Source organism: Gemmatimonadota bacterium (assembly GCA_026387915.1).
Classification (GTDB): Bacteria; Gemmatimonadota; Gemmatimonadetes; order Gemmatimonadales; family Gemmatimonadaceae; genus Fen-1231.
The window spans coordinates 120,730-136,694 of record JAPLKS010000017.1; the positions used below are offsets into that span (position 1 = coordinate 120,730).

The following is a 15,965-nucleotide window of genomic DNA, read 5'->3' on the forward strand; positions in this document are numbered from 1 at the left end:
GCTGAGGTCACGCGCTCGCACCAAAAAAAGTGCCGCCGGCTGTAGAGCCGGCGGCACTTTTACTTGTGGAGGCCAGTCCGTCACCCGACGGCTGTCTCGTTGTGCTAGAGCCCCGCGAGTAACGCGTCGTTGCTCGTGGTTCCCGCAATGCGCTTGATGAGCCACTCCATGCCGCTCTGCGGCGGCATCTGCTGCAGGCCGCGACGCAGGGTGTAAATGGCGTCGAGCTGACCCGGACGATAGAGCTTTTCTTCGCGACGCGTGCCGCTCATGCCAATATCAAACGCCGGGAAAATGCGTTTTTCGGAGAGCGAGCGGTCGAGTTTAATTTCGCAGTTGCCCGTGCCCTTGAACTCTTCAAAGATCACGTCGTCCATGCGCGAGCCGGTTTCGACGAGCGCGGTGGCAATGATCGTCAGCGAGCCGCCGCCATGTTCGGGCAGAATGTTGCGCGCCGAGCCGAAGAACGCCTTGGGGCGCGCCATCGCCGAGCTGTCGAGGCCGCCCGAGAGCGTGCGTCCGGTGCCGCGTTCCGCGGTGTTGAAGGCGCGGGCCATGCGCGTGAGGGAGTCGAGGACGATGACCACGTCCTTCCCCGTTTCCACGAGGCGACGGGCGCGCTCCATCACCATTTCCACCACTTCCACGTGCCGCTTGGCGGGCTGGTCGAAGCTGCTCGCAATGACTTCACCAACGCCCCACGAGATGGCTTCGCTCACTTCTTCTGGACGTTCGTCCACCAGCAAAATGAGCAACGTCGCGGCAGGGTGGTTGATGGCGATGCCTTCGGTGATCGCCTGCATGAGCATCGTCTTGCCGGCGCGTGCCGGGGCCACGATGAGCGCACGCTGGCCGTAGCCGATGGGAGCGATGAGGTCGATGGCGCGACGGGTGAGCTCTGGGCCACCCTTGGCCGGACGGCCAGTCTCGAGCACCAACGTGCGCTCAGGATAACTCGCCGTCAGCGTTTGAAAGTCCGGACGCTTCAGCGCGTCCGCCGGCTCGCCATCGTTGATCGAGGTAATTTCGGCGACCGTTAAGCGGCCGCGATGATCGCGCCCCACAGATGCCACAATCTTGTCGCCGCGGCGCAGTCCGAACTCGCGCACCACATGTGGCGGCACATAGGCATCGCCCGGATCGGTCAGGTAGCTGAAGGTGGCGCGGCGCACAAAGCCGGCATCACGCGACGGGTCATACCACCCTTCCGTTACGCCATCGGGCACAATGACCGCTGGCGGCCCCGAATGCTGTGACTGTTGCTGGTTCGGCTCGTTCCCACCGCCGCCACCGCCACCACCTGCACCGCGGTTCCTGCCTCGCCGGTTCCGGCGTCCGCGACGCGCGCCCTGACGATCCCCACCGTCGTTGTTGCCACCCTGTTGGCGTTCCTGCTGCCCGCCCTGCCCACGTCGTGGGTGGCGCTCACCGCCACCATGTCCACCGCCGTTTCCGCCGCCATTTCCACTATTGCCGCCGTCGCTGCCTTGCCGTGGCGCATCGGAATACGACGGTGCCTCGGTGGTCGGTTCGGACGGCGGCGGTCCCGCACTGGGCGGCTCAGCGGGAGCCGCAGCCGGAGGCGGGGCGTCTTCTGACGCATCGCGGTACGGATCTTCTTCACCCTGCTGATCAGGGGCGGGCGCCGAGGCGCTTGCACGGCCGCGAGTACCGCGGCCACGACGGTTGGGACGTCTTTCAGTCATTACGGTGTGTGATGGAGCTGGTGGTACGTTGGAACCTGAAATGGACGGACGAATCACTCGTCAGCGTCACGGATGCGCACAAAGCGCGGCACAAACGGTATGGATGCGGTCTGATGCAACGGCTGCCCGCAACTGTGCGGGCGATTCGCGGGGACATGAGCGGAAAAAACACGCGCAGTCCGGCGATCTTGCTCCCCATGGCCCGAACACCTGCCGGGCGAGGCGTACCCCCTGATTATGCCTCCAGACCCTCCATCGCGCAACCCTTCGCCAAGATGGGGGGGTGGATTTTAGATTTTTCGCTCGCCAATCCCGTCGAGTGAGCGCAGAATGACCACCATTCGCCGACACATCACCACAATCCGCTCCAGCGCCGCCTGCTGCTCCACGCTCGAGGGTTCGAGTTGCATCAGTTGGGTTTCCGCCAGAATCGCCGCGAGCGGATTGTTGACCGCGTGCTGCAGTCCGAGGGCGACTTGGCCGGCCGCGACTAGTCGACGCGACTGGCGCACGGCGTCAGCGAATGGCGTTTCGGTCTGTTCCATCCCAGTGGTCAGCGCGGCCATGAGCTCTTCCGGCAGCCGGTGCGGGGCGGCGTGACCAATACCTAGTGGCGCACCGAGCGCATCGTCCACCGCCGAGCCCACCAGCACGAGCGCCCCACCAAATCCCATCGCCCGCATCCGGCGTGCCCGGTCGACCGTGGCCGTGGGTTCGTCGCGCGCGTCGATCACTAGTGCCTCGGCGTTCGGTGCCGAGCGCAGCTGATCCGCCTGAACGCGTTCGCAGGTGGACCCAGGCAACTGGACTTGGAGCACGGCGCCGACCGTCGCGGCAAACGGCTCGTCGACGCTCGAAACCAGCACGCGCCACGGTCTGATCACCATCTGGCTCCCTCCCGAGTGTCGCCCGGGTAAATTCCCAGTCATGGACATTCTGATCCCCACCGGTGACGCCGGCGCGCGCGCCCAGCTCGACGCAATCGTTCAAGAGTATCGGCATCGGGGCGATGTCCCACGACTCCTTGAAGAGGTCACGCGCCTCGCGCGCCTCGCGCCGATCGACGAACTCGTTGCGGCCGCTGAGTTTTATCAGGACCTGCACGAGGTTGCGGGCCCGATTTTCGAAGTCGTGGTGTCACGCCATCCCGACCACGTGCGCGCACTGGTTGGACTCGCCAACGCCTTCTGGCTCACGGGTCGCGGCCCTGATGTGGTGGGCGACCTCGCCTCACGCATCATTGCCCTCGACCCGGCGAATCGCGCGGGCTGGCATATGTGGGCGCTCACCGAAGGGACGCCACGCGGCAGAGTGCAGCGCTGGCAGCAGGTGGTGGATCGCTTTCCCGACGATCCGCTCGCCAAAGTGAACCTTGCCGACAACGCCGCCGGTCTCGCTGGCGCCGAAGACGATCCCGTGGCGCTCAAGACGGCGATTACCACCTACGAGTCGCTACTCAAGGCCACCACGAACACGGCGCAACGCGTGGCCTTGCAGCAGGCGATCGACGCGCTACGTCCGTCGGGCAAGAAATCCTGATGCCGTAATTGCACAGCGCCCTCGGACGCCGTGTCCGGGGGAGCTGCGTTGCATTGGGAGGTGTCGAGTCGGGTGGACTCGCGCTACTTCTTGGCGCCCGCCGTCACCAGTCGGTCGTTGCGCTTGTCGAGATCGTCCAACGTCTTCTCAAGCTCCGTGCCCACAATCTGAATGCGCGGCAACGAGAGTGGATTGAACTTGCCCGATGAAGGGTTCGGCGCCGCAGCGCCCGACACTTCAAGAATCGCGTCGAAGTTATAGCGGACTTCTTGCCCATTCTTGGGATTGCGCCACACGCCGGACTTGGCCAGCGCACGGTTCCTGGGCCAGATGCCCAACGGCAACGCAAAGGTGCGCACCTTGTAGCCGGCAACCGCGGAATCAATCGCCAGCACGCCACGTGCAATCTGTTCCTGCACCACGGCGTCGCTGTACTTCGCAAGATTGGCGTGCCAGAGCGTGTGATTGCACAGCTCAAAGCCCTGCTCGGCGAGGAACTTCACTTTTTGCAGGCGCCACGCGGTTTTCTGTCCGTCGATGCCTTTGTCGCCAAAGAATGCATGGCCAGCGGAAGCACCCGGCAGCATGCAAAACGTGGCGCGCTTCCCCCAGTCCGGGTGCGCACGATTGAAGTCGAGCCAAATGCCAACGGCGCTCGCGGGGTCCACTTCGAGCGTGCCGTTTTTTTCGATGTAGCGGAACTGCCCTGGCGACGAATCGTCGAACGTGAACACCACGGGCGTCGTACCCGCCGGGATGTCGTACTTGCCGTCAATAAACTGCGCGACGGTCACTGGGCGATAGCCGCGCTGATAGAGCAACTCGAGATCGCGTCGGAAATGCTCGACGGAACGCCCCCAGCGACTGTCCTTGTCGCTGACGAGGTGATACTCGAGAATCGGCACGCGGCCGTTGGGGTTCGGGGCGCGGGTGCCGGATTGCGCGGGGGCGCTCGCGGCAGTGAGCGCGAGCGAGACGATGGTGGCAAGGCGGAGTGAGTTCACGCGCGAAAAATAACGACTCGTCACGCGAGAAGGCATCACCCGCGTGTTGGAGGTCGGCAATCTGTTGCGTCGCCGCGCCACTCAGCGCTATCCGAGCAACCCCAGCCCCGCACGCGGTGAGAACCCAGGAAAGAGCGCGTCCATCTTGGACGCCCCAAGATGGCGCCCTGCTATTTCCGCAAAGACCGTGCGAAAATCGGTCGTCAGCGCGAGGTCGCGCCCCTCGTACAGTTGCTCCGGCGCCAAGCCGGGCCATTTGCAGTACACCTGCTTCCCCCGCACATGGCCGCCGATCACGAACATCGCGCCGGCGTGGCCATGGTCGGTGCCGCCATTCCCATTTTGGCGCGCCATCCGCCCAAACTCGCTCATCGTCAGAATCACCACGTCGTCCATACGGTCGCCGAGGTCGGCGGTGAGCGCGGCAATCGACTTGGCAAAATCGTCAAGCCGCTGCGCGAGCGCACCCGTCACCGCGCCCTGATTCACATGCGTATCCCAGCCGCCGATATCCGCAAACGCCACTTCGAGTCCGACGTTGCTCTTGATCAACTGCGCGATCTGCTTGAGATGGTTGCCAAAGGGCGACTTGGGATATTCGGCGCTGTTCTGTGGTTGGTACTGCAGCGGATTGGCGGACTTGAGCATCTTCACGGCTTCGAACATGTCTTTGCCGGCGCCGTGAATGACGTCGGCCGACCCGGTGCGGTAGAGTGCTTCGAGCCGCGCGGTTTGATCGCCGCCGCCGCGCACGGTGAACTCTTCGAGCGTGTTCATCGCGACGGTCGGCGCTATGCCGGCTAGGATTCGCGGCGTCTGCTGTGTCATGGCCACTGCGCGGAACGGCGACGGCTCGCAGGACGCCTCGCAGGTGCCGCTCGTAGCGAGATACCGATTGAGCCAGCCGTCGTTCGTGGCTTTGAGATCGGGGGTGCCGCTCTCCATGTAATCCTGCGCGTCGAAGTGCGAGCGCGTGCTGCTCGGACTTCCTACGGCGTGGATCGGTGCGAGCAAGCCGCGATCCCACAGCGGCTTCAGCGGCGCCAGCGACGGATGCAGTCCAAAAAACCCGTCGAGGTCGAGCGCCGCCGCAGCGCCTTGTCCGCGCAACGGCTCCGGGATGGCGATGTTGGGGCGGAGTTGGTAGTACGACTTGTCGCCAAACGGAACGACCACGTTGAGCGCGTCGGCGGCGCCGCGCTGAAAAAGGCAGATCAACACTTTCCCCTTGGCCGCGGCGGGGAGTTCCATCCCGAAAACCGTGCGCCGCAGGAATGACGGACTGAGCCCCATGGTCGCGAGCGCGAGCGCCCCCGATTTCAGAAAGTACCGGCGTGGCATCGTCATGGGCCTATCTCCTCTGAAATTCGGGGGACCCAATGGCCAACCCGACGATCTGTGGCAATCCTTTGAGCGGCGGAAGATTGGCGAGCAAGCGCTGTGCGGCCGCTGCGGGATCGCGTTGCGCCACGGGTGCCGGCCGACCGCCGCGCGGCGGCTGCATCATGTCTGTCGTGCTCGCGTCAGGCGCCGCGTTCTTGGCAAGCGGGTTGGCACCGCTCGTCAAAATGGCGCGCGTGTCCACTGACACATCACCGCCGAGCAGGGCTCGCACGACGCCGTCTACCTGCTGATCGAGGGGCGCATTCTTCAGCGCTTCGGCGCCGTTCCACCCGAGCGCCGATGCGCCGGGCACGCGATTCGCCGCTACCGAGATCCCAAAGTTGATGCGATTCAAAATGCTGCCGGTGTTCATCCACTGATCCGCCGTCTCGGGCCAGCCGTTGGGCGTCTGGTGCCCGTAGATGGGCTGGCCGAGGAACGCGACGAGCGCGGCGGTGCGCGGGGTGGAGTCAGGCTGCGCATTCAGCGCGCGCAACGTGCTCGCCACGACTTCAAAAGGCGTTTTTACTTTGCCGCGATACGCAGCGCGGGCAAAAAATTCCTGACTCGTGATGATCGTGCGCACGACTTCGCGAATATCACCGTCGGTCGCGGTAAAGGTCTTGGCCGCTCGGTCCACCAGCGCGGCGGACGGCGTATCCGCCACAAAGCGCCGAGCGAGTTTGAAGGCGATGTAGTGCGCAGTAGACGGATGGCGCGCGACGATGTCGAGCACCTCCTCGCCGTCTTCCATCCCACGGCCGGCCGTCAGATGGTGCCCGAGCAGCACTTTGTCGCCAGCGTCGTGCATCTGCGGTTTGAAGGCGAAGGCGCTCACGGGCGGTCTGAGCAACGTCCAGCCGGTGAGCGCACGCGCGGCGTTGATCACATCGGTCTGCGTGTAGCCACCGTCCACGCCCAGTGTGTGCAGTTCGAGCAATTCGCGACCGTAGTTCTCGTTGAGTCCACGCCGGCGCTGCGCTGCCACCGCCTGTTGTACGTTCTGGGGGTTCACTCCCGCCGGCATGGGACGTCCCGCGCGCTGCCGCTGCTCCAGTGCACGCTGCGCCTGCAGCGGTGTCACACTGGGGATCGGCCGCCCCTGCGCGTTGAGCCGTAGCCGATTGCTATCGACCTGACTTTCCCAGTTGTCGAGGTAGAAGAGCATCGCCGGACTCTTCGCGACGGCGCCCAGCAGTGTGCGGAATTTCCCGAGCGCGTTCGGGCGGATGACTTCGTTCTCGTATTGCGCCAGTAGGTAGTGCTCGACCGGCGCTTTCTGCACATACACACTGAAGTGATTGAGCCAGAAGTCGGTCATCACTTCGTTGAGCTGCCGTTCGGTGAGGAGGGCGCGGGCCACGCGGCCGCTTTGCAGCTCGGTCAGCAGACGGCGCTGGGCCAGCTGTAACTCGCGGAGTCGCGCACTGTCGGCCTTCGCCTGCTCGGCGCTCGGCGATTTGCCCAACTGATTGAGCACTGTCTGGGGGCGCGGATATTTCTGCTCCAGTTCGTCCGGCGAGCTGTGATACGTCTCGTAACTCCCGAAAAACGCGTCGGCGGCGGCATCGGGAATCCGGTCCGGGTGAAGCTGTTCCTCTATCCACCGGTCCACGCCTAGGGTGCGCACGCGGTCAGCGTCACCGGGTCGGGCTCCGAAAGTCAGGCGGCTCAGGACGTGGCTTACCTGCTGGTCGGCGGTCTGCTCGCGCGCGCCCGCCGCCGAGAATGACGGGCTTGGGTTGCCGCCGGCAGAAGACTTGGCCGATTGGCCGCACGAACTGGCGGCAACCGCGCATGCGAGCAGTATGACGAGCACTCGAACCTGAGACACGGCCAACTCCCGATCAGGGGTACAGTAGACAGACGCGCGAGCCGAAAATCTGTTAAGCGCCGCGCCATGCAACGGTCGTGTCACGAAGCCCTGTGTGGCGTGATGAATCGGCGTATTGCGAGGTAGTACAGTTGAGCGTCTAGTAGAAGAACAGGCGAGCGGATCGCGATCTGCTGGAGTGCTCAGTCAACATCCGTCCGTGGAACGATGCGCCCGCGTTTTGGCGGACGGCAACCAAGAGGAGGAGCGCGATGGATGTTCTGGTACGACTGGACGAAGGTTCTGAGCCTTCTCCGGTGTGGGCGAAGGTGAGTTCCGTGCGCGGGTCGCGCTTCAGTGAGCGCCCGTCACGCGATGTGGTCACGCTGTACGGCGTGCCCAGCTCCGAGTCGCTGGCGCTGGCACTGGCGGCCGCACTCGAGTCTCGACGCGCCGCCGTACCGGGCGGCAGTCAGACGGAGTCAGCGCGTGTGCTTGGGGTGTTCGCGGATCGCGATGCAGTGGGCGACGCGGAGTGGCGGGATCAGTCCACGGGGCAGTTGGTGACACACAACCTGCAGATCCCGCTGGCGCTCTTGGTGGAGACCTCCGGAGCCATTCTGAAGGACTGCGGCCAAGCCATTAGTCGCCTGATTGCCGGACTTCTGATGCCTGATTGGCCGGAAGGCACGTCTCGGGCCATTTCCTTTTCGTTCGCAGGCGGCGGCGCCTCCACGTTGGTGCCGACTGAGGCCATGTTCGCCTCGCTCCGCGAAGCGGACGGGTTCACATTCGAAGGCGAGGACAACTAGCAGAACGCTACTCTGTCAGCTGCAGGGGCCCGAAGAGGGCCATCGGGGGGCACACTCTATGGGTGTGCCCCTTCGCATTTCACCGAACCGGTGTCGGGGTTTCATCCCTTGACGCCCCCTTTCCCAGGCGCAAGGCTCAAGAGGTACACAGAGATTTCCCATTCTAGGAGGCAGTATGAAGGAGTATCGCAGTGAGGCCATCCGAAATGTCGCGGTAGTGGGACACGGGGCGAGCGGCAAAACGACTTTGGTCGACGCTCTTGCCTTCGTGTCCGGCGCCAGCAAGCGGCATGGGAGTATTAAGGATGGTACGACCCTCACCGATACCTCCCCCGAAGAGATAGAACGCGGCTACAGCATCGCTCTTGGCTGCGCCTTCGCGGAGTGGAAAGACACCAAGATCAACCTGCTCGACACCCCCGGCTTCCTGGACTTTCAGGGCGACGCGATCGCGGCCGTGGCTGCCGCTGACGGCGCGCTGATCACGATCGGATCCGGCACGGGCGTTGAGGCCGGCACCGAGCGGATGTTCCGCGAAGCCGTCGCGCGCGAAGATCCGGTGCTGTTCGTGGTGCCAATGATGGACAAAGAGCATGCGGATTTTGACGCGGCCTATCTGTCCATCAAGGAACGGCTCACGACCAAAGTCGTGCCGGTCGAGATCCCCATTGGTGCAGGCGCCGGGTTCCAGGGGATCATCAATCTTTTCACCAAGAAAGCGCACGTCTTCAAGCCCGGCACCAAAGCCGGTGAGTACGAAGAAGTGGACATTCCGGCCTCCGAAAAGGCGCGATTCGAGAAATATCACGCCGAAATGGTCGAGGCAATTGCCTCCACGGACGATGCGCTGCTCGAGAAGTTCTTTGGTGGCGAAGAGATTCCCGGCGACGAAGAAATGGCTGCCATGAAGGAGGCGATGAAGCGCCAAGAGCTCTTCCCGCTCCTGTGCTGCTCAAGCCAACTGACGTGGGGCGCGCGCACCGTGCTCGACTTCCTCGTCTCGCTCATGCCGAACGCGTACGAGATGGAGGAGGCCCACGCGTTCAAGGGTGCCGAAGGCACCCGCACCGTGGAAATCCACCCGAAGGACAGCGATCCTTTCTGCGCGCTCGTGTTCAAGACCACCGCCGAGCCGCACGTGGGCGACGTGTCGTATTTCCGGACGTTCGCTGGCACGGTGAACAGCGGGCAGGATGTCTACAACGCCACGCGCGATACGGCGGAAAAACTGACCCACCTCGCGGTGCCGCAGGGACGGGAACGCGTGGAAGTGACGCGCTTATTCCCAGGTGACATTGGCTGCGTGGCCAAGCTCCGCAACACGCACACGAACGACACGCTGTCCACCAAAGAACATCCGGTGCGTTTGCCGCAGGTGGCTTTCCCCGATCCGCTGGTCAACTTTGCCGTGCGAGCGGTCTCGCACAACGACGAAGAAAAACTGCAGATGGGGTTGCATCGCGTGCACGACGAAGACCCCACGTTCCAGACGCACTTCAACGCAGAAACCCACGAGACGATCGTTGGCGGGCTTGGCGAGCGGCACATCGAAGTCGCCCTCGCACGCATCACGCGGCAGTTCGGTGTGAAGCCAGAACTCTCAACGCCGCGCATTCCGTACCGCGAAACACTCCTCGGGAAAGCCGAGGGGCAGGGGCGTCACAAGAAGCAGACGGGCGGAAAGGGACAGTTCGGCGACTGCTGGGTGCGCATCATGCCCGGGCAACGCGGCGCGGGCTACCGCTTCAACGACGAAATCGTCGGCGGCGCCATTCCGCGGCAGTACATCCCGGCCGTAGACCGCGGTATTCAGGAAGCGGCGGCGCGTGGCGTCCTGGCCGGCTATCCCGTCGTGGATTTTGTGGTCGAGTGCTTTGACGGCTCCTACCACTCGGTGGACTCCAACGAATCCTCGTTCAAGATGGCCGGCATTCTGGCCTTCAAGACCATCGCGCCCAAGTGCAAGCCGACGCTGCTTGAGCCACTCGACATGGTCGAGGTCTTCACCCCGGATCACTATCTGGGCGACGTGATGGGCGACATGAGCTCACGGCGCGGCCACATCCTCGGCACCGAAGCCGAACCCGATATGCCCGGTGTCACGCGCGTCAAAGCGATCGTCCCGCAGGCGGATCTGCATTTGTACGGCACCAAGCTCTCGAGCCTGACGCACGGGCGCGGCTACTTTGTGCACCGGTTCCACGGCTACGAGAACATGCCGGCGGAACACGCGAACAAGGTGATCGAGGCAGCGGCGAAGAACAAGAAAGAGGAGCACGAAGACTGACCATTGGGGTAAACGAATAACGAAATATCGAAAACCATTCACGACGAAACACCGCGCGCCCGATCCAATGCTGGACCGGGCGCGCGGTGTTTCGTCGTGTACGGTAAAACGTTTACCGTTATCCGTTTTTAACCAACCCTCACACCTTGTGGTACGAAATCCGCGCCGCTTCCGCGCGGTCTCCCGCCGTATAAATCTCAAAGTCCGCAAAGAACCCCGGCGCTTCGTGCTGCAGCACGCGGAGCACGGCCACGGCCATCCGGCGAATCTCGAACTCGGCGGCTTCGCTCGACCGCAGTTCGAGCATGGTGCGCCAGGCGCGGGCGTTGCCCGTCACGACGATCTTCGTTTCGGTGGAATTGGGCAGCACGCCGCGCGCCGCTTCGCGCGACATTTTGCGGCGGTGCACCTTGTCTTCCACCCAGCTGTACTTGGTCATCAGTTGATCGACGAGCGCCACGTACGTGGTCTGCGCGCTTTCGACCTGCGCCTTCCAGGCGGCCAGCAGCGTTGCGTCACCGATGATGGCGGGCGGAATCACAAAGGCCGCGTCGCTCTCGTCTACATACCGCTGCGAGAGCTGTGAGTACGCAAAGCCCGCACGGTGCCGCACCAGTTCGTGCGTGAGAGAGCGCGAAATCCCCTCGAGGAGCAACGAGTACGACGCGTGTTCCAACACGCTGCCGTGCCCCTGCTTCTTGATGTTCTCGAGATACTCGCGGGTGTCGCGCTTGGCCGGATTCTTCTGGCTCATGTAGCAAAGACGGCCGGCAAACTCTGCGAGGCGTTCACCATCGGTGCTCTCTCCCATCCAATTCACAGGGAGATGCGCGGGCTCGGCAAAGGTCGGGCGCGCGAGCACGGAAATACGAGGAGCGTCAAAGAACTCAGGCATGGGCGTGGGAGTCGGAGACGCCAACAATCTAAAGCGCGGCGCGCCGTGGGAGCAGTCGTCGGCGCTGTTGGCGGGAGCTCGGAGGGGTTGGCGCGCCACTCGGAATGCGCGCCGGCGGGCGTCAGGCAGCCGTCAGGCAGCCGTCAGGCAGGCCTCAGGTAGTTGCCTGTGCGACGAGGCCAAGCCGAAAGGCGGACCAACGCCGCTCGCGCACCACCGTCGCGAGGGCCGCCGCCGCCTCCTCAGGAAGAGGGGCCAGCGTCGGGTCGTACTTGATCTGGTCAAACGGCCGTGCGCCCTCCGCAGCGATAATCACCCCGGGGTTCAGGATGCCAGCCGGATCAAAGGCGCGTTTGGTGGCGCGAAACAGCTCCATCGCCAGCGGGCTCCACAGTCTGGGGAGCAAGGGTGCACGGAGCCGCCCATCGCCATGTTCGGCAGCAATCGTGCCGCCCAACTGCGCCACCAGCGCAGTCACCTCGGTGAGGACGGCGCCGAGCCGCGGACGCCACGCGGGTTCACGCACGTCCACGAGGGCGTTCACATGGGCGTGTGCATCGCCGGCATGGCCGAAGATCACGCAGCGAAAGCCATGGCGCGCAAAGATGGCGCGTACGCCACGGATGTACTGCGGAAAGTGATCGGGTGGTACCGCGCCATCCTCCACCAGCTGTAGCGACGCAAGATTCGGATCGAGCCGCGCGAGAATCGGGCTGGCGGCGTGGCGTATGGCCCACAACGCCGTGGCGGCCTCGGTGTGCGGCGCTTCCACCACGAAGGTCGCCCCGCTACCGCGGCAGCAGGCGGCGAGTGCCCGCATGCGATCCTCGGCGAGTTCGCCGCGTGCACCTTCCGCCTCAATGAGCAGCACCGCTTCGGACGACTCGGGCACGTCCAGCGCCGAGCCTTGCCGTACCACATCGAGAAAGGTGCGGTCGAGCAACTCCACGGCGCGCGCGCCCAGCTCGGTGCACCGCGTGGCGGCGGAGACCGCGTCTTCGAGCGCGTCGAACGACGCGAGCAGGCTCGCGGTGGCTTGATCGGCGGGCAAGAGCGCCAGCTCGACGCCCACAAACACCGCGAGTGTGCCTTCGCTGCCCACAAGCAAGTCGACCAGTTCGCCGCTCGCGGCAAAATCGTCGAGCGCGTACCCGCTGGATTCCTTGCGGACGCCAGAATGCGTGAGGGCGAATCGGGCGTCGGCGAGTCGCGGGGCCACGCGGTCAAGAAACTCGGCGACCGCGGGGATGTGGCGCGGCGCCGGTTGGCCGCGTCGGATCCACGCACGGCTCCCGTCTGCGAAGACGCAGTCGAGTCCATGCACCCAAGCGCGTGTCGGACCGTATCGCAGGGAATGGGCGCCGGCTGCGTTCGTCGCACACATGCCACCGATGGTGCAATACGCGCCGCTCGACGGATCCACCGGAAACCAGAGCCCGGCATGCGCGGCTGCTGTGTTCAACGCATCGCGCAATGCGCCCGGTCCGCAGGCAATGGTGCCGGTCGCACGGTCGGCGGCGCCAATGGAGTTAAAGCGAGAGCAGTCCAGCAGCACTCCCTCACCCACGGCGCCATTGGCCATCGAGGTGCCGCTGCCGCGCGGGATCAGCGGAGTGTTGGAGCGCGCGGCCCATCGCACGAGTGCCACCAAATCGTCGCCGTCGGCGGGCACCGCCACGGCAGCCGGCACGATGCGCGCAATGCCGGCGCTTTCGCTGTACACCGCTCGCGCGGGGAGGTCGTCGCGGAAGGTGCCGCGGAAGTGATCGGGGCGCACCCTCACAGAATGCGCAGGCGACACCCCACAAACAAGCGGCGGCGCCCACCGCGGGGCGCCGCCGACGCTGTCATCACGACGCGCATCACCATTCCGCGGCGACGCGTCGTGAGGAATGTGCGCCTATTCCTTCACCTGCGCGGACTTGTCCTTCACGTTCACCACAATCTTGCGCGGTTGTGCGCTGGCCAGCTTGGGCACCACAATCGTCAGCACGCCATGGTTGAAGGTGGCGTCGATCTTCTCGACGTCCACCTGCTCTGGCAGCCGCAGCGAGCGCGAGAACGCACCGGCCACCCGCTCGGATGTGAATACCTGCAACTGCGATTTTTCCTTGTCCTGTGTCGGCAACGTCGCGCCACGGGTGCCCGCGATGGTCAGCGTCCCATTGGCAAAGCTCACGTCGACATTCTCCGGATGCACCCCCGGAAGATCTGCCTCAACGATGAAGGCTTTGTCGGTCTGGTAGGTGTCCACGAGCGGCAACCAGAGTTGCGCACGCGCTGGCGCGTCGGTGATGGCCGGGTAGATGCGATCCACCACCGCATCATCCATCACGCGGCTGAGCGTGAGCATACGGTCGAGGACGTTGTTGAGGGTTGGGGTGTACATACAGCCTCCTCACGATAGAGATCCGCGGAATCGGCGCGGAGCGAGTGGCCGGTCGTCCTCCCGTCGACCGCCCAGCGCCTGTATGCGGAGGCGGCCGGTCAACGCAAGAAGGATGCTCGTTCACGCCACTCCGTGCGAGAGCGTTTCACTCACACAGCGTGCGCGGAACCCTGACTCGCCGTTTGAGGAGTTACGCCGTGGCTGGCGACAGCGGCGTGAACGGCCGGTCCTTGACCCGCGCCACCAACGCGCGCAACGCGCGATTGCTCACGAGCGCGACGACGCCCGCGACCATGAGTGCGCGCACCTCGCGTCGCGAAATTTTTACCTTTCCGCCCACGCGCAGCATGTCCGTGGAGCGCGTGAGTTCGCGCAGCGTGGCATAAGCAAAGAGCAGTGGCAACACACAGAACGCGCGAATCGCCACGGCGCGACGCGGCACGTACAGGAGATACGTGAGCGCGTCGTCGAGGTCAGCCCACGCGAGTTGCACAAACGCACTCACCGCCTCGTGATTGCGCTCACGAAACGATTCCACGAGCAACGTGGCCTGCGAACTGCCGTGCGCAGCCAGCGTGGCTTCGGGAATGTAGATCGCATTCTCGTGCGTTGCGTCGTACGCGATGTCCTTGAGAATGTTGACCGTCTGCAAGGCCTCGCCGAACTGCCGGCATTTCGTCCACAACTCCGCGAACTCCTCGCGCCCCACGCTCGGCGCGTGCAGTTGCCAGAGCTCGGTGAGCATGCAGCCGACGGTGCCCGCGACGTAGTAGCAGTACTCCTTGTACTCGTCCACCGTCTGAATACGAATGCCGGCAGGGTAGAGTCCCACAAACTTCTTCATCCCGGTGATCATCTCGCGCACCCAGTGCACCACGCGATCGCGCGAAGCGGCGGGCAACGAACGTAGCAATACGCACACCACATCGGTGTGTCGCAACAACGCCACGTGGGCGTCGTCGCCATGAATGTCGGTCACGTGGGCCGGAAAGGCGTCGGCTGCTGCGCGGTCGTCTAGGCAACGCGAGAGCATGTCGAGCAACTGTTGTTTGCGCTCGGGTGCTGCAGTGCCGTCGTCCTCGATGGTGTCGGCAATTCGGCAAAGCAAATACGCGGTGAGCACCGCGCGCCCGAGCATGCCAGGCAGAAAGCGCACCGATATGGCGAAGGTGCGCGAGACCGCCGGCAACGCCTGTCGCCCGTAGCGCAGTGCGTCGTGCACGCGCTGCGGCGAATCAGCAACAGATGGGGTGATCGGCGCAGTCATAACGTGAAGGGTATTCGGCTCGGCAGACCCACACCAGCACCGACCAACCGTTAGCGGCGCGGTGCGCCCGCGATGACCTCGAGCAGGGCCGCCGCTCCGCTCGACTTGGCCGGTCCGTATTCGAGGCGATCCAGCACTTGCTCCAGCGCCACGGTGGCGTTCGCCAACAGGCGGCGATACCCGCGGCGCGTGGCGATCAGCGTGGCGCCGCCTAGCACGAGCAACGGCATCGCGGCGAGCCACGCCGGCACGTTGATAGCAAGCACCGGCGCGCCGGCGAGCAGAAACGCCGTGCAAGCCGTGGCCGCCGTGGCGAGGCGGCGCGAGCGCGCATCGCGAAAGCTCGCCACCAGCCGCACATGCACGCGCGTGCTATCCACCGCGGCGACCGTGGCTGACACGTCCGTTGCGCTGGAGAGGTGGAGGCCGCGTCCGCCAAGCGCGAGCCCGCGTCGTAGCCCGCCAATAAACCCGCGCTGCGCTTCCCACGAGAGCCGCTCAGGAAATCGGCGCTTGAGCACCAGCACTTCGTCCCGTTGCATCGTGGCGTCGAGCGCCGCGAGCACGCTCTGCGGAGTCCCAGGAACCACGCGTGCCGCCGCAACGACGGTCGGCCCTGCGAACCACACGCCGAGGCCGCCTTCCGGTGGCACGAGCCCGCGCCCGCGTTCCTCAGCGAGTGCCTGCCGCAGGTGCTCCGACTCAATGCCCACGTCGGTGCCAAGTTCGAGCAGTTGCGATTCGCTCAACGCTTCTGGGGCGTCGCCGATGGCTGCCTGCAACTCAGAAGCGCGCGCCAGCACCCGCTCGAGCGCGGCACGGTCGAGCACTACCGGAGCGGAGCCTGGAGGCGTGAGGTCGTCTGCCATC

General features: G+C 64.7%; 13 protein-coding genes. 3 read left to right on the top strand and 10 right to left on the bottom strand.

What is annotated here, in order from left to right; translation table 11 throughout:
• Positions 1 to 104: 104 nt before the first annotated feature.
• Both rho and NTZ43_10330 read right to left on the bottom strand, forming a co-directional pair.
• Positions 105 to 1,706, bottom strand: a complete 1,602-nt coding sequence (rho, locus tag NTZ43_10325) for a transcription termination factor Rho (GenBank protein ID MCX5767603.1) — start codon at positions 1,704 to 1,706, stop codon at positions 105 to 107.
• Positions 1,707 to 1,996: 290 nt separating this feature from the next.
• Positions 1,997 to 2,593, bottom strand: coding sequence for a hypothetical protein (locus tag NTZ43_10330; GenBank protein MCX5767604.1), 597 nt, complete (start codon positions 2,591 to 2,593; stop codon positions 1,997 to 1,999).
• 40 nt (positions 2,594 to 2,633) lie between these two features.
• On the opposite strand from NTZ43_10330, the gene NTZ43_10335 reads away from it, so the two are divergent.
• Positions 2,634 to 3,245: a hypothetical protein gene (locus tag NTZ43_10335; GenBank protein ID MCX5767605.1), complete on the top strand. Its 612-nt coding sequence runs from the start codon at positions 2,634 to 2,636 to the stop codon at positions 3,243 to 3,245.
• 83 nt (positions 3,246 to 3,328) lie between these two features.
• On the opposite strand, the gene NTZ43_10340 is transcribed toward NTZ43_10335, so the two are convergent.
• The 3 genes from NTZ43_10340 to NTZ43_10350 all read right to left on the bottom strand — a co-directional run bounded on the left by NTZ43_10340 (position 3,329) and on the right by NTZ43_10350 (position 7,466).
• Positions 3,329 to 4,249, bottom strand: coding sequence for a polysaccharide deacetylase family protein (locus NTZ43_10340; GenBank protein MCX5767606.1), 921 nt, complete (start codon positions 4,247 to 4,249; stop codon positions 3,329 to 3,331).
• 87 nt (positions 4,250 to 4,336) lie between these two features.
• Complete coding sequence (locus tag NTZ43_10345; protein ID MCX5767607.1) at positions 4,337 to 5,590, bottom strand: DUF1501 domain-containing protein; 1,254 nt, start codon at positions 5,588 to 5,590, stop codon at positions 4,337 to 4,339.
• 10 nt (positions 5,591 to 5,600) lie between these two features.
• Positions 5,601 to 7,466 (bottom strand): DUF1800 domain-containing protein, encoded by a 1,866-nt coding sequence (locus tag NTZ43_10350; protein MCX5767608.1) that lies wholly within the window; start codon positions 7,464 to 7,466, stop codon positions 5,601 to 5,603.
• A 251-nt stretch (positions 7,467 to 7,717) separates the two neighbouring features.
• Between NTZ43_10350 and NTZ43_10355 the strand changes: the two genes are divergently transcribed.
• Together NTZ43_10355 and NTZ43_10360 are read left to right on the top strand one after the other, a co-directional pair.
• On the top strand, positions 7,718 to 8,257 hold the full coding sequence (locus NTZ43_10355) for a hypothetical protein (GenBank protein MCX5767609.1): 540 nt from the start codon (positions 7,718 to 7,720) through the stop codon (positions 8,255 to 8,257).
• A 175-nt stretch (positions 8,258 to 8,432) separates the two neighbouring features.
• Positions 8,433 to 10,544, top strand: a complete 2,112-nt coding sequence (locus NTZ43_10360) for an elongation factor G (protein ID MCX5767610.1) — start codon at positions 8,433 to 8,435, stop codon at positions 10,542 to 10,544.
• A 139-nt stretch (positions 10,545 to 10,683) separates the two neighbouring features.
• Here NTZ43_10360 and thyX read toward each other — a convergent pair whose 3' ends face one another.
• The 5 genes from thyX to NTZ43_10385 form a co-directional block, all read right to left on the bottom strand.
• Positions 10,684 to 11,439 carry an FAD-dependent thymidylate synthase gene (gene thyX, locus NTZ43_10365; GenBank protein MCX5767611.1) on the bottom strand — a complete coding sequence of 252 codons (756 nt, stop codon included), beginning with the start codon at positions 11,437 to 11,439 and terminating at the stop codon, positions 10,684 to 10,686.
• A 154-nt stretch (positions 11,440 to 11,593) separates the two neighbouring features.
• Entirely contained in the window at positions 11,594 to 13,216 is a 1,623-nt protein-coding gene (locus NTZ43_10370; protein ID MCX5767612.1) for an FAD-binding protein, read from the bottom strand.
• Positions 13,217 to 13,339: 123 nt separating this feature from the next.
• Positions 13,340 to 13,828, bottom strand: a complete 489-nt coding sequence (locus NTZ43_10375; GenBank protein ID MCX5767613.1) for an Hsp20/alpha crystallin family protein — start codon at positions 13,826 to 13,828, stop codon at positions 13,340 to 13,342.
• Between the two features lie 190 nt (positions 13,829 to 14,018).
• Positions 14,019 to 15,095 carry a squalene/phytoene synthase family protein gene (locus tag NTZ43_10380; protein ID MCX5767614.1) on the bottom strand — a complete coding sequence of 359 codons (1,077 nt, stop codon included), beginning with the start codon at positions 15,093 to 15,095 and terminating at the stop codon, positions 14,019 to 14,021.
• A gap of 50 nt (positions 15,096 to 15,145) precedes the next feature.
• Positions 15,146 to 15,964, bottom strand: coding sequence for a hypothetical protein (locus NTZ43_10385; GenBank protein ID MCX5767615.1), 819 nt, complete (start codon positions 15,962 to 15,964; stop codon positions 15,146 to 15,148).
• Between the last annotated feature and the right edge of the window lies 1 nt (position 15,965).